The sequence below is a fragment of the Streptomyces sp. NPDC055103 genome (assembly GCF_053607625.1).
The window spans coordinates 4,131-17,017 of the sequence record NZ_JBSGTX010000018.1 but is presented as its reverse complement, the minus strand read 5'-3'; the positions used below and the strand labels follow the sequence as shown (position 1 = coordinate 17,017).

The window sequence follows — 12,887 nt, the reverse complement described above, 5'->3', positions numbered from 1 at the left end:
CGGACCCGATCTCACAGGCCGGAGTGACGAGTCAGTTACGAACCCGCCCCGAGATCACCATCGCCGACTGGAACGAGGATGCCGACCCGGCGCCCGAAGTCGTCGTACTCGTGGTGGATACCGTCGACGAGGACGTCCTGCGGCTGCTGCGTCACATCCGGCGCACCAGCACGGCCCGTCCCGTCCTCGTGACGACGGGCATCGACGAACAGAAGCTCGTGAGCGCGGCGGAGTGCGGGGTCGCCGGGGTGATCCGGCGCGCGGAGGCGACCCCCGATCACCTGGTGCATGTCATCGGCACGGTCGCGAAGGGCGCCGGACACCTCCCTGCCGACCTGGTGGGGCGCCTCTTGGAGGAGGTCGGCCGGCTCCAGGGGCAGGTCCTCGGCCCGCGCGGACTGCACTTCACCGGCCTCGCGGCGCGCGAGGTGGACGTGCTGCGCCTGGTGGCGGAGGGCTACGACACGGCGGACATCGCCGCGAAGCTCTCGTACTCCGAACGCACCATCAAGAACGTATTGCACGAAATCATCACCCGCCTGCAACTGCGCAACCGGTCCCACGCGGTGGCCTACGCGATGCGACAGGGACTCATGTGACGAGCCCGATATCACGTACATCGACACCCCCAGCTACAAACACTCGTTCTCCCCTCCGTCAACACCAAGGAGTCTGCTTTGAACACCACTCCGTGGGAGACCATCGGCCAACTCGCCGACCTCTTCACTCGCCTCGATACCGCGCGCGGGATTTCAGCTGAGCAGCAGTGGACCCTACAGGTCCTCAAACTCACCGAGGAGGTGGGCGAGTCGGCCCAGGCCGTGATCGGCGCCTGGGCCACCAATCCCCGGAAGGGACATAGCCACACCTGGGAGCACGTCCAGGAGGAGGTCGCCGACACCGCGATCACCAGCTTGGTCGCACTGCACCGGATGCTCGGTACCGAGGCGCCCGCCTTCTACGAATCCCTGCTCGCCCAGAAGGCCGCGAAGTTCATCGCTTTGGGCAATGAGGCCGGCGTGCCACCCCTTGAAGGGACGTGAGCAGCGCATGAAGGTCGTCGGTAGGCCCATGCGGCAAGAGCCTCGGCCGGACTAATGTCCCCCTCCCCGAAACTGATCGTCACGCTGGCCGGCGCACCAGTACCGTGCCGACGTGACCATCTTCGAGGCTGACCAGATCAGGCCATCGGCGGACGACGTAGCGCTGCTGGCGGAAGGTTCCCTGTTCGCCCTGCGGCTGCAGGACTTCGGGCCCAAGCAGGAAGGCGCGAGTCGGTCTGGATCGAGTACACCTACTCGGTGGGCGAGGAACAGTGGGGCCGCTGGTTCCAGCGCGCCGTCCGCCTTCCCACCGAGCACCTGGCCGTCGAACTCGCCTTCCCCGCCACCCTCGACCCCGCTGTCTGGGGAACCGAAACCTCCATGACCTCCGAAGCCGCCCCGCTCAGGACGGCACCTGTCCAGCACGAGGAGAACGGGAAGCGGATCTTCTCCTGGAGCACCTCCACACCCGCCCTCCACGCCCGGTACCGTCTCGAATGGAAATTCCGGGCCCGACCCGAACGTGAGATGAAGCAAGGGGAGTTCAGGTGACCCAGGTGCGGCCCAGCGAGCAGATGCGCGACCTCGGAGTCGTACAGCGCGGGGCCCCCGTCCTCGCTGAGCCGGCCCATCTCTTCGACCTGCCTGCCGAGCGCCAGCCAGCCGAGCAGACCGTCGAGCAGTTGTTCTCCGCCATGGAACGGATCGGGCAGGTACACCCGTTCGCCAAGGGCATGGGACTCGCGGCCCCTCAGATCGCGATCGGACGGGCCGCCGCCGTCGTCCAGCCTCCCGAGCCCACCGCTCCGCCGATCGTCCTGCTGAACCCCCGCATCACCGACAGGTCCATCGAAGAGGACGAGCAGTACGAGGGCTGCCTCTCGTACTTCGACGTCCGCGGCCTGGTCCCCCGACCACTACGGATCACTGTGGAGACCACCACGCTGGAGGGCCAACTGGTGACCACCACCTACGAACGCGGGCTCGCCCGACTGATCCACCACGAGATCGATCACCTGGACGGCCTGCTCTACACCGCGCGAATGCGGAAGGGCGTCGCTCCCATCCCTGTCGAGGAGTACCGCCAGACCGGCCGGGCCTGGACCTACCAGCAGTAGTACCAACGCAGTGCGCGTCCGGATTCTGCCCGCCTACTTCCAGGACGACTTGATCCCTGGGAGGGCGCCAAGGGCGAGAAGGAGTTCCTCTACCTGGCCCACGTCGACACGTGGGACTTCGAGAACCGGACCGGTCTGGAGTTCGCCCGGAATGACCGAGGCGAGTACATCCTCGAAGAAGTCTCGCTCACCTCCATGGCCATCGCCGACCTGAACCTGCTGCCCGGGGAGGTCGCTGCGGTGCTGTGCCAGGCCCTCGACCGCGGGGACCTACTCGCCATGTAGTCGGGACCGGCCTGAGCCGCCCCCATGGGGAGCGGGTCCCTGCGGCCGTCCCACCTGCCTCTACACCAAGGGCCACGCGTACTCGCTGTAGGGGAGACCGGTGGCGATGTGCCGCAGCGCGACCGCGAGGTAGGGCGCCATCGGTTCAGGCAAGGCCGCTATCTTGTGCCAGCTCCAGTCCTCGCACTTGTCCGGTTCGGGGTTGCCGATCTCGCCGTGCCACCGGTCTGTCTCGAAGAAGAACGCGATCCGCTGGTCACCAGCGTGCGTCGATACGTGGTGCATCAGGTGCACGAACCGGACGTCGGCCGGGTCGACGGCGGCGCCGGTCTCCTCGGCGAATTCGCGGGCAGCCGCCACGGCAGCGGGCTCACCCTCTTCCAAGAGTCCGGCCGGCACCTGGAACATGCCCGGGAATACGCGCTGCGTCTCCACGCGGCGACTCATCAGGAGCTCGTCCCCCCGGCGGACGAGCAGATGCACGTCCGCGTAGTGCGCGGCGTAGGAACGGCCGGGCGGGGTGGTCTTCTGCGGCATCAACTTCCCTTCCTGTCCTGCAAGGTAGCGATCCAGGGGTGTGGCCCGTACACGACAGAAAGTGCCTCGCCCAGCCACGCTCTCGCCTCGTGGTCGAGGTGAGGTAGGACCTCGGTGAAGTCCTGCTCGTCCTTCGGCCGGGGAGCCTTCGCCTTGTAGAACAGCTGAACCTCCGGAGCCAGGAACGGCGTACCGTCAGCGGCTGTTAACCCGAGTCGCTTCACAGGTCGGCGGACCCGGGCGTCGCGGCGGGAGACCCAGGTCTCGCCGTCGGCCTCATCAAGCATCACCTGGATCCGCCACGGCGCACCCGGACCGGGCCGGCACCACACGTCGTGCACGCCGACCGGCAGCAGCTCTCCGGACAGCCACCGGCGCAATGAGCCCGGCGGGTCCGCAGCCCACCACTCCCATCCGGCGAGGACCTCTTGAACCGCGAGTTGGTCTTGGCGCAGCAGCAGGACGTCAATGTCGTCGTGCTCTCGAAACGGTCGGCCCACAGCAAGTTCCACGGCGTAGCCGCCCGCAACCCACCAGGGGCGGGGCGTCTTCGAGAACAAGGTGACGACTTCGGCTAAGTCGGCGGGCTCCCAATCCCGCCCGGCTTGTTCCTCCCGCATCACCGCGCCCTTCCCCTACAGCGACCTCCAGCGTGGACGCCGAACCCTACCGCTCGGCCACGGAGGACACGCCGAACTCCCTCAAGCCCCCCGGAAGCTGGTCGCCGGGGTTTCAGAGGCAGGACGGCGGCGACGGGCTCCTCCAGGCGCGCGGTGTGGGTCGCACCCAGTGACTCTGCCACGGCTCCTCAGGCAAGGGCCGTCAGCAGCGTGGGTGCCGTCGCCTCCATGGCGGGGGTCAGTGGCCCGGCCTTTCCCGTCCTGCGGTGGGCCCGAGTCACGTTCGCGCAGAGCAGCAGACGGGAGAGCCGGCCGGCGCGGGTGTCGAGGACGTCGGCGAATTCGGCGAGGACACGGTCCGCCAGGGTCGGCACCGGCAAGGAGGCGGACCACAGGCAGGCCGCGTCCCAGCCGACGGGCGCCATCCCCCAGTCCTCCCAGTCCAGAATCGTGAGCGGGGCCGCGGTGAGGTTGGCATACCCGACGTCCCCGTGCGCGCAAGCCCACTCCGAGACCGTGGTGTCGACCTGGTCACCGTAGACCTCGGCGATCCGCTGGGAGAGGTGGCTCTGCTGGACACACACCCGGCCGGTCTCGTACCGGGCCAGGGTGCCGAGGGCGGTGCGCAGGTCGGTCCACCACGTGTCCGTGAGGCCGGGGTCGCGGTCGATGGTCCCGTTCGGCGAGAGCGCCGGAGCGGAGGCCCGACTCATTTCGTCGGCCCGCCACACGACCTCGCGGCCGTGGTCGTACCACGTCGCGCCCGCGATCCACCCCGGCCGGGGGACGTCGTGGAGCGCGACCGACGCCTCCAGCCCAGTCCACGACTGCGCACTGAACGCGCCGGGCCGCACCCACGCCAGGCGCAGCCACGTCCCTGCCGATGTCGGGAACCCGGCCGTGCCGTTGTGCCGGGAGTAGTGGGCGCGGCTACGGTCCAGGACGTGGCCGGTGCGCTTCTCCGCCTCGGCGAGGACGTCCTCGTGGTCGATCGTGGAGAGGTCATCCATTGTGGGAGGCATGAGCGGCTTCCTTTCCGCGACCGCCGGCCTGGTCCCTCAGCAGCCGGCGGTAGGCGTGGACCGTGTCGGTGCTGACCTCGACGCTGATGGCGGCGGCGAGCTCGGCGAGGTGGTCCGGGTGGGTGGTGCCCACGGCGATCCTGCTGACGGCGGGGATGGCGAACGCTACGGCGAGCCTGGCCTGCGCGCTCGCTACCGGTTCCTGCCCTGGTTCCAGGAACACTCCGGTGTCGAGGCCGGACCAGACGGGGTCTGACGGGTTGCCCGCAAAGGGTGCCATACCCCAGACCTCTCCGGCGGCCATCTTGATGGCGAGCTGCTCAGCGGCGTCGAGTACCGGGCCCGGCACCGCGAGCCCGGCCCGCACCATCAGCACATCGGGCCGGACCGTGACGAGGACTGCGGCGTGGAGCAGGGGCAGCGGGTTCCACGTGGCGACCCCCCAGGCCCGGCACAGCCCGTCGGCCTGGCAGGCGGCGAGCGCCTCGCACGCGGCGGGCAAGGCATCGGGATCGTGCTCCGGGTTGTGGACGAACACGGTGTCCGGCGCTCGCCCCAGTACGTCGCCGGCTTCTGCGACCGCCGCCCGCAGCCGGGCCGGCGCGAGGTCGTGTCCACCGGGGAAGTACCCCACCTTCGTGGAGACCTCGAACCGGCCAAGCAGGTCGCCCGCCGCCTCCACGAGCGCCCGGTGCCCCTGGTACCGGCCGTAGTTGTAGGCCGTATCGACCGCGGTGACGCCGACTTCTAGGGCGCGTTCGAGGACTGAGCGGGTGGGACCAGCCCGGTATAGCCCGAGCGCAATTCGTCGGTCAGCTCCGCGCACAGCCCCTCCCGGAGCAGGATGTCGGCGAGTTCCCCCGCATCGATGCCGGTGTCGATGGCCGTCCGGTTGACGTCCACCGGTGCGCCTGAGAGGAGCAGGCGCAGCGCGGGCAGGGCCTTGCCGTGGAAGGTGTGGCGCTTGCCCGCTGCCGTGACGGCCACGTGGTCGCCATCAGACTCGAGGATCGGCGGGAACTCCGTCACGCACACCACGGCGGTCGGCGGCCCGAACAGGCCGGCGGTCTGCACATGCCGGGCGGCCGGGCGTTCCTGCTCCCGGGCGGCGAGGAAGGCGGCGGGCCCGAATCGATCGGCCAGGCCGGCCGTCGCGGAGGTGAGCGCGGCGGTCTGCTCGGCCTGCGCCTCGGAGGCGCCCCAGCGGTCCAGGTCGGTGCGGAAGACCTCTTCGCGGCGGCACTGGTCGGCCAGCCAGGCCAGCCAGTTCACCCCGGTCCGCTTCACGAAGCCGAACGTCACGTGCAGGCTGTAGCCGTCCGCGCGGTCCGTGCGGGTGGCCTGGTGCCAGTGGCCTCGGGGGATGTGCATGACGTCCCCGGCACGCAGGGTGCCCTTCCAGACAGCCTCATCGGGCGGGGTGTTGTTCGGTTCGGCGTCCCGGTACATCGGTACCGACCGCGACGTTCCTCGTACCTCCCACGACTTCTCGCCGGCCACCTGGACGATCACGACGTCGTGGTCGTCCCAGTGCAGCGCGAAGCCGGCGGCGTCCTGCGTCGTCAGGTACGCGTTCACCTGGACGAGTTCGTGGGACCACCACTGCAGCGCCCGGCACGCCACCTCCAGGGTGGGGTCGAAGAAGTCGAGTTCGTCGAGGACCAGGGTGCAGCCCTCGCCCATCAGGGCGCCGAGTCGGGTCATGTTCGTGAAGCGGATGCCCTGCCCGCGCCGGGTGACGGTGTCGGTGAAGTACTCGCCGGGGTGGAGTTCGCGCCCGTTCTGGAACACACGGAACTGGGGGTTCGACAGGCCGCGGCGCATGACCGTGTCGAGGAGCCGGGCCGGAGTCATCAGCCGCGGCAGGAGAGCGGAATCGGATATACGGCCTCGGACGAAGGCGGAGCCCATCGGGGCGGGGCCGTCCCAGCCGAGTGCGGTCTCGATGGCGTGAACGAGCTGGTGCTGCACATATCCTCCGGGTCTTACGACGGGCCGGGCCCGCCGCTCGGCGCGGCGGGCCAGGTTCGGGAAGCGGCGGCGGCCTACGCCTCGGGGTGGTTCAGGCCGTCGCGGTTCTCTCCGTCGTCGCCGGCGGACGTGCCGGTCGGGTCGGACTCCTGCGTGTCGAACCGGTCCTGCACGCGGGCCAGCTGTTCGACCGCGATCAGGAGCCCGGGGACCGCGTCGCTCGTGGGATGTTCCTGCCTTGCCATGATCGTCCTCGCTCACTTCCGACGAAGGGGCTGATGACGCACAGTGCTGCCCTGCGACGATGCAGCTTCGAACAGATGTGCACAAGGGGGCAAAGTGGCCTCTCTGCTGGCGCGATCCCCCTCACCGCCATGCAGCCGGGGCTGTCCCAGCTCGCCGAGGCCGACCAGCAACTGGTGAGCCCTAGGTGTAGTCCCTCCGTTCCGGCCCGCGCTACCGCCCAACTTCGCCTGTCAACGACAGGTCCGAGCTGGTGGTCCCTGAGGAGGACTCGCGTCCGCGAAGGCCGGAGAACGCCGGAGGCCGCCCCCCGACTGTGGCTGACCTCCGGCGGTCCAACGGGCCCGCTCAGATCTCGTCGGTCGGATCCCAGATGTACGGGAGTGTCGGGTCCTGCTCGTACAGGTCCCGCCCGATCTGCTCCAGGAAGTGAATCCTGTTCCGGAGTTGGGGCAGCAGCTCCTGGATCCGTCCCGACGCCTCCTTGGGGTCGGCCGGCAGATTGGCCCTGACCAGGGTCTTCATCTCCGCCCGGGCTTCGGGTTCGGTGGCAGCGTGAGGAAGCTTCACGATCGCGGTGTAGACCGAGACCTCCGAGACGCTCCAGGCTCCGTCCTCCTCCTTCACCGCCCAGATGACCGACTGGGCAGAGGGGGACAGGGTGAGCTGGCACCCGTCACCCATGAGCCGGCTGAGCACCGGGAGGGGAACGGCGTCAGCCCCGGCCAGCGCGGCTGCTTCTTCTGCCGTGGGAACGGATATCCGTCCAGTAATCGCGTGAGCGATCCGACGTCGAGCTGCGGCGGCCGGCGGAGCCGGCTGCTGAACCTGCGACCCTTCTCCTGCAGCGCCGAGTGCGGTGTCCACGTCGCGCGCCTCCTCCTCGCCATCCTCGTTTGTCCACCAGGTGATTACGACCATGCGGCAGTCGGGAAGTGCTGCCGGATACAAGACGTGGGAGACGACGTCGATCGGTTCCCAATCCATCGCCGGGATAGACATCCGGAAGATGTGCCCGTCCCGGTTCTCCGTCAGCTCGTTCGTCGTTTCCCAGATACCCCGTACATCCTCGTCCTTGCAGACGTCGCCGATCAGTTCAATCAGTTCGGCCGAGTCGCTCCCGCGGGCGAGGGCGAACTTCAGCATGCGGACGTACTCGCGAGCATGCCGTTCCCAGTCGTGATACTGGACGCGCGCCTCGCCTGACGTGAGCGCCCACCTCATGAGATTGGCGCCAGGCTCAAGGACCCAGGGCCACCACTGAGCCATCGCCGGGTTGAATCCGATGATGTTCCAGTGGGCGTCGCACAGGTAGGTGGGAGCCGGCATCTGCTTGTCGATTAGCAGGCGCAGGCCACTGCGAACTCGCGGATCTGCCGTGGCCCCGCTGTCAGCAGCGGCAATGGTCAGGTTGTTGTAGAGCAGCAGGGCGATGTACTCATCCCGATCCAGCTGGAGTAGTTCCGCGAGGCTGTCGCACTGGGAGCGGTCGAGGCGATTACGGCCATCACCGCGTTCGAGGGCTCGCCACCACCTCTCCGACCTGCCGACCGCGGTCGCGCACTCCTCTTGGGTCACTCTCCGCCCCCGACGGTGCCCGGCCGCCTTGCGCCAGGTCTTGAGCTGGCCGGCGAAGCCCATGACCTGTCCGGCCCACGGGGTCTCCTGCCCTTCGCGCTCCCTGCCGGCCGTCCGCTCCGCGCCTTCCCCGCCGCTCCCGGGGCCCGGGTGGAGGGGCTCAGTCGCGCCCATCCGCTCTCCTCGATCATCGTGTGCTTCCCCTCGCATTGAGGGCTACCTTCCCCGAGCGGAGGCAACAAAAAGAGGGGGGACCTTGCGCGATATGCGCCGGCCCTCCCCTGCCTCTACTCCAGAGTACGAGATCATTTTCGGTGGCCACGATCACCTCCTTCCAGAGGGTGACGCGCCCCACATCTACCTACGCTCACGTAGGGAAGAGCCCCAGGGGCAATAGAGATGCGATCCGCCCGAATCGGACAATAGACCGGCAAGGATTTTCCGGTTCCAAAACCGGCAATTAATTGCCGGTTTTTTCTCTCCGCGCACCCCTGGCACCTTTACGTCCTCTTCACGACCAACCCTCGACGGAAACCCTCCCCCCATCCCTCCTTGCAGGAAAGGCAAGTTGGGGGCCAGATCACTCCCCAGGGCCTCCCGCCAGCACCACCCTCTACGCGCGTAAATGCGGCTTGAGATGGCGTTGACGATGAATCCCGAGCGGGCTTAAATCCTGGACATCACCAGATAGGCGGCGCGATCACCCCGCCGTCGAGGCAAGGAGAAAGAAGATCATTTCCGTTGAGCGGCAGACGGAGGCGGGCTCCTGCGGCCCTGACCCCTCACCTCGGGGCACCGCACCCCACACGGACAGTGACGAAAACTAGTGCAAAGTATGGACTTGCGCCGGCGCTCTACGTATGTTCGTCGTCCCCCGCCGGGCAGCCCGGCGACCGGCGAAAGAGCGATATGAGGATCCGAGCAAGCACCTAGAAACGCCGCGGCGCCCAGGAGAGCCAACTCCCGGGCGCCGGAATGCGAAGAGTCCTACCTTTCCGCCGAGCCAACGGCGGACAGGCGACCCATCACCACCGCACCGGCCCTTCCTACGGGGCAACACCGGAGCGGCTTGTACTACAAGGAGAGTCTTGCATGAGCACGGCCCTGCGCGGAACCCCGTCCTCTGGGACCGGGCCCGTGGAGCCCACCGCGGTCGCGGCTGTCACGAACCGTCCGGCACGCCGGCACGGCGGTGAGGTCTGATGGCCCGCATCCGCACGATCAAGCCAGAGGCTTGGGAGTCGGAGGACCTCGCCTCCGTCCCAGTGACAGCCGTACTGACCTTCATCGGCCTTCTCACCCAGGCCGATGACGCGGGTCGGCACCGCGACCTGCCAGCCGTGATCGCCGGGCGGCTGTGGGCCCTGCGCCCCGACCACACCCCAGCACATGTCGCCCACGACCTGGAGCAGCTGGCCGAACGCGGCCTGATCTGCCGATACACCGGATGCGACGGAAAGACGTGGCTGCACATCGTCACGTGGGATCGTCACCAGAAGATCAACCGCCCTTCGGTGTCCCGGCTGCCGCGCTGCCCTCTCCACGAGGCCAAGAAGCCGTGCGGCGAATGCGGCACCCGCGCGTGCCCGGCGCAGGGCCACCTCGGCCGCCGCGAGGGCGACCTGGCGGCGCCCGCCTTCATGAGCCCTCACGACGACCTCATGCTGGCCGATCCGCCGACCCCTGGCGCCAAAGAGGCCCCCATCACTCCCTCAGCCCCTCGCGTGATGGAGGCCACTTCGCCGGAAGGGCCTGCTCTCTGGCGAGGATCCGAAAAAGTCGCAGGTCAGAGCGATATCGCCGGATCTGATGACGTGACGGAGGCCACATTCACTGAGGGTTCCGGTACTGGATCTAGGATCTTGGATCCTGGATCTTCCCGTAGGGGGCGCGAGGCGCCCGCGCCTGTCCCCTCCTCGGAGCAGGTGCTGGAGTCCGCCGAGGCGGGCGAGTGGTCGGCGAAGCGGCTGATGGCGGAGTACCTCCGCGGATGCAGCCGCCGTCCGCCGAAGACGTTCCTCGGCCACCTGGGCAAGGAGATCCGCCAGCTGCTGGACGAGGGCTTCGAGCCCGGCTCGCTGCGACCCGCGCTCGACCGCCTGCGGGCCAAGGGCCTGCACCCGAGCGTCCTGCCGAGCCTCGTCAACGAGGTGGTCAACTCGGCGCCGTCCTCCGCCTCCGGCGCGGGCCCTTGGGCCGCCGCCGCCTACACCCCGTACCTCAATCCCACCGCCCCGACCGGGACCTTCGGAGTCGCCCTGTGATCCGCTCTCGCCTCGACGACCCTCAGACGGCCGCCGACAACCCGGCGATGGCCTGGATGCAGCGCAAGCTCGCCGAGCGGGGCATCGACCCGAACGTCACTGCGCCGCTCGCCGAACGTCCTGAGCCGAACCCGGCCCTGGAAGCCGCCCAGGAGCGCATCCCGTACGAGTACCGCGCCGCTCAGGCCGAACATCCGGACGTCGCCCGCTGGGTACGCTCCATCGCCGACGCGGCGGTCGGCCACGCCGCCAACGCCCTTGCGCCCCACGTCGGTCGGGCCGGTCAGCGCGAGATCACCCACGGCCGCAGCCTGCTGCTGTGGGGGCCCACGGGCGCCGGCAAGACCCACGAGGCGTACGGGGCGATCCGCGCGCTGACCGCTGCGGGGTGCGGGGTGCGGTGGGAGGCGACGACCGCGGCGGACCTCTACGGCGCGATGCGGGCCCGGAACGGGCTCGATCCCGAGTACCTGCTGCGCCGGATCGTCCGCGTACCGCTGCTGCTGCTGGACGACCTCGGCGCCGCCAAGAGCAGCGAGTGGACGGAGGAGATCACCTTCCGCCTGCTCAACTGGCGCTCGGAGCACCGCCGACCGACGATCATCACGACCAACCTGCCGCCGGTGCGCACCGAGCACATGGACCCTCGCCAGCCTGTCCTGCGCGACAAGATCGGCGACCGCGTCCTCTCCCGCCTGTCCGGCATGTGCACCCCGGTCCACCTCGGCGGCCCCGACCGCCGCTTCCGCGCCGCCGCCTGACGGCCCCGGAACCCCTCACCTGCTTCTCGCCGCCCGCCCCAGCCGCGCGCCGACCACCACCTTCGCGTGCCGCGCCGCTCCTGCCTGCCCGGCGGCATCCCCTGGAGACACCCATGCGCCACATCACCACCAACGCCAGCAGCCCGACCCCGCCCGTACGAGGCATCGCCGACATCTCCTGGCACGCCCGCGGAGCCTGCCGGGACCTGGAAGCCGACGAGGCCGACCGGCTGTTCTTCTCGGCGCCGCGCGCCCTCTCCGACATCGCCGAGGCGAAGTCGTTCTGCCACCGGTGCCCCGTCCGCCAGGACTGCTTCACCCACGCCCTCGACAACGACATCCGCTGGGGCATGTGGGGCGGACTGACCCGAGACGAGCGCCGGCCGTGGCACGCCAAGGTCGCCAAGCGCCTCGACTACGCCCGAGTGCGCGCCGCGATCATGGGCCGGGACGTGTTCCTCACCGCCGCCGAACGAGACGCCGTCGCCCGCCACGCCTACGTCCGCAAGTGGACCCCCGAGCGTCTCTCCTACGTCCTCGCCGTCGACCTCGACCATGCCCGCGACCTTCTGCGAGACGCCGGCCACGCCATCACGGACCGCGACCGCTACTGGACGCCGGCGGACCCGGACGACGACGAGGCCGCCGCCACGGAAGAAACGTTTTGCCCTGTCCCCCGGCAGGCACAGACGGACGACCTGATCAACGCCCTGCAGAAGGCGGCATGAGCCGCCCCATCCGCCCGATCCACGCTTCCACCACCAAACGAAAGGCACCCTGTTGACCGAGGAGACTGCGGACCGATACGCCTTGACCGCAGCCGTGATGGTGATCGCGGTGCTGACGGGGTCCGGCTTCTGGCTCTCCTACGCGCACCTGGCGGAAGTGGCCGCGCGCCATGGCCTCGACAGCTCGCCCATCCGGCAGTGGGCCTGGCCGGCCACCCTCGACGCCTTCATCGTGGCGGGTGAGCTGCTGATGTTCCGCGCGGGCCTGCGCCGGGTGACGGACTGGTGGGCGATCGGCGTGACCGCTACCGGATCCGTCGGCTCGATCGCTCTCAACGTCCTCGGCGTCAGCGGCGCGACGCCCGGTCCGGTGCCACATCTGGACTACATCGTCGCCGCTGTCCCGCCCACCGCCAGCATGCTCGCCTTCGGGGTGCTGATGCGGCAGATCCACCAACGCGTCGCCCGTCCCCTGCCACACGAGGAGAAGGTGCGGATCTCCGAAGACCGGCTACCGCCCCGGGCTTCTGGGACTGGCCCGAATCCGGACCCCGAACCCGGACCGGAGACCGAACCCGGACCGACCCCGGAACCCGGACCAGCCCCGGACCACCGCCCGAACCCGGACCCCGAACCCGGACCGGAGACCGAACCCGGACCGACCCCGGAACCCGGACCAGCCCCGGACCACCGCCCGAACCCGGACCCCGAACCCGG

15 protein-coding genes are annotated in these 12,887 nt (G+C 69.2%); 8 read left to right on the top strand and 7 right to left on the bottom strand.

From position 1 onward, the window contains the following. Positions 1-23 precede the first annotated feature (23 nt). The 4 genes from ACWFR1_RS14170 (at position 24) to ACWFR1_RS14155 (ending at position 2,161) form a co-directional block, all read left to right on the top strand. On the top strand, positions 24-599 hold the full coding sequence (locus ACWFR1_RS14170; RefSeq protein ID WP_453550623.1) for a response regulator transcription factor: 576 nt from the start codon (positions 24-26) through the stop codon (positions 597-599). Between the two features lie 78 nt (positions 600-677). Then, positions 678-1,043 carry a MazG-like family protein gene (locus tag ACWFR1_RS14165; protein ID WP_453550412.1) on the top strand — a complete coding sequence of 122 codons (366 nt, stop codon included), beginning with the start codon at positions 678-680 and terminating at the stop codon, positions 1,041-1,043. 258 nt (positions 1,044-1,301) lie between these two features. Beyond that, the gene (locus ACWFR1_RS14160) at positions 1,302-1,595 is read left to right on the top strand and encodes a hypothetical protein (protein ID WP_453550410.1); all 294 of its coding nucleotides are present in this window, start codon (positions 1,302-1,304) and stop codon (positions 1,593-1,595) included. Further along, on the top strand, positions 1,592-2,161 hold the full coding sequence (locus tag ACWFR1_RS14155; protein WP_453550407.1) for a peptide deformylase: 570 nt from the start codon (positions 1,592-1,594) through the stop codon (positions 2,159-2,161). The genes ACWFR1_RS14160 and ACWFR1_RS14155 overlap by 4 nt, the downstream gene beginning before the upstream one ends. A gap of 345 nt (positions 2,162-2,506) precedes the next feature. On the opposite strand, the gene ACWFR1_RS14150 is transcribed toward ACWFR1_RS14155, so the two are convergent. From ACWFR1_RS14150 to ACWFR1_RS14120, 7 genes are all read right to left on the bottom strand, one after another. Beyond that, a complete protein-coding gene (locus tag ACWFR1_RS14150) occupies positions 2,507-2,983 on the bottom strand; it encodes an NUDIX domain-containing protein (protein WP_376425094.1) in 477 nt (158 codons plus the stop codon). Beyond that, a complete protein-coding gene (locus tag ACWFR1_RS14145; RefSeq protein ID WP_381528542.1) occupies positions 2,983-3,603 on the bottom strand; it encodes a nucleotidyltransferase domain-containing protein in 621 nt (206 codons plus the stop codon). Before ACWFR1_RS14145 ends, ACWFR1_RS14150 begins: the two co-directional genes overlap by 1 nt. A 188-nt stretch (positions 3,604-3,791) precedes the next feature. Then, positions 3,792-4,625 carry an aminoglycoside phosphotransferase gene (locus ACWFR1_RS14140; protein ID WP_453550404.1) on the bottom strand — a complete coding sequence of 278 codons (834 nt, stop codon included), beginning with the start codon at positions 4,623-4,625 and terminating at the stop codon, positions 3,792-3,794. Continuing rightward, positions 4,606-5,451, bottom strand: a complete 846-nt coding sequence (locus tag ACWFR1_RS14135; RefSeq protein ID WP_453550401.1) for an aldo/keto reductase — start codon at positions 5,449-5,451, stop codon at positions 4,606-4,608. Before ACWFR1_RS14135 ends, ACWFR1_RS14140 begins: the two co-directional genes overlap by 20 nt. Beyond that, positions 5,373-6,596 carry a JmjC domain-containing protein gene (locus ACWFR1_RS14130; RefSeq protein ID WP_453550398.1) on the bottom strand — a complete coding sequence of 408 codons (1,224 nt, stop codon included), beginning with the start codon at positions 6,594-6,596 and terminating at the stop codon, positions 5,373-5,375. The genes ACWFR1_RS14135 and ACWFR1_RS14130 overlap by 79 nt, the downstream gene beginning before the upstream one ends. 74 nt (positions 6,597-6,670) lie before the next feature. Next, complete coding sequence (locus tag ACWFR1_RS14125) at positions 6,671-6,841, bottom strand: hypothetical protein (protein WP_453550396.1); 171 nt, start codon at positions 6,839-6,841, stop codon at positions 6,671-6,673. Positions 6,842-7,187: 346 nt separating this feature from the next. After that, positions 7,188-8,591 carry a helix-turn-helix transcriptional regulator gene (locus ACWFR1_RS14120; protein ID WP_453550393.1) on the bottom strand — a complete coding sequence of 468 codons (1,404 nt, stop codon included), beginning with the start codon at positions 8,589-8,591 and terminating at the stop codon, positions 7,188-7,190. Between the two features lie 1,751 nt (positions 8,592-10,342). Between ACWFR1_RS14120 and ACWFR1_RS14115 the strand changes: the two genes are divergently transcribed. The 4 genes from ACWFR1_RS14115 to ACWFR1_RS14100 all read left to right on the top strand — a co-directional run. Further along, positions 10,343-10,681, top strand: a complete 339-nt coding sequence (locus tag ACWFR1_RS14115; protein ID WP_453550391.1) for a hypothetical protein — start codon at positions 10,343-10,345, stop codon at positions 10,679-10,681. Positions 10,682-10,737: 56 nt separating this feature from the next. Next, complete coding sequence (locus ACWFR1_RS14110; RefSeq protein WP_434975968.1) at positions 10,738-11,442, top strand: ATP-binding protein; 705 nt, start codon at positions 10,738-10,740, stop codon at positions 11,440-11,442. Positions 11,443-11,555: 113 nt separating this feature from the next. Further along, a complete protein-coding gene (locus tag ACWFR1_RS14105) occupies positions 11,556-12,170 on the top strand; it encodes a WhiB family transcriptional regulator (RefSeq protein WP_391094574.1) in 615 nt (204 codons plus the stop codon). Between the two features lie 97 nt (positions 12,171-12,267). Beyond that, positions 12,268-12,887: DUF2637 domain-containing protein (locus tag ACWFR1_RS14100; RefSeq protein WP_453550619.1), on the top strand; the 620-nt coding region annotated here is incomplete at its 3' end.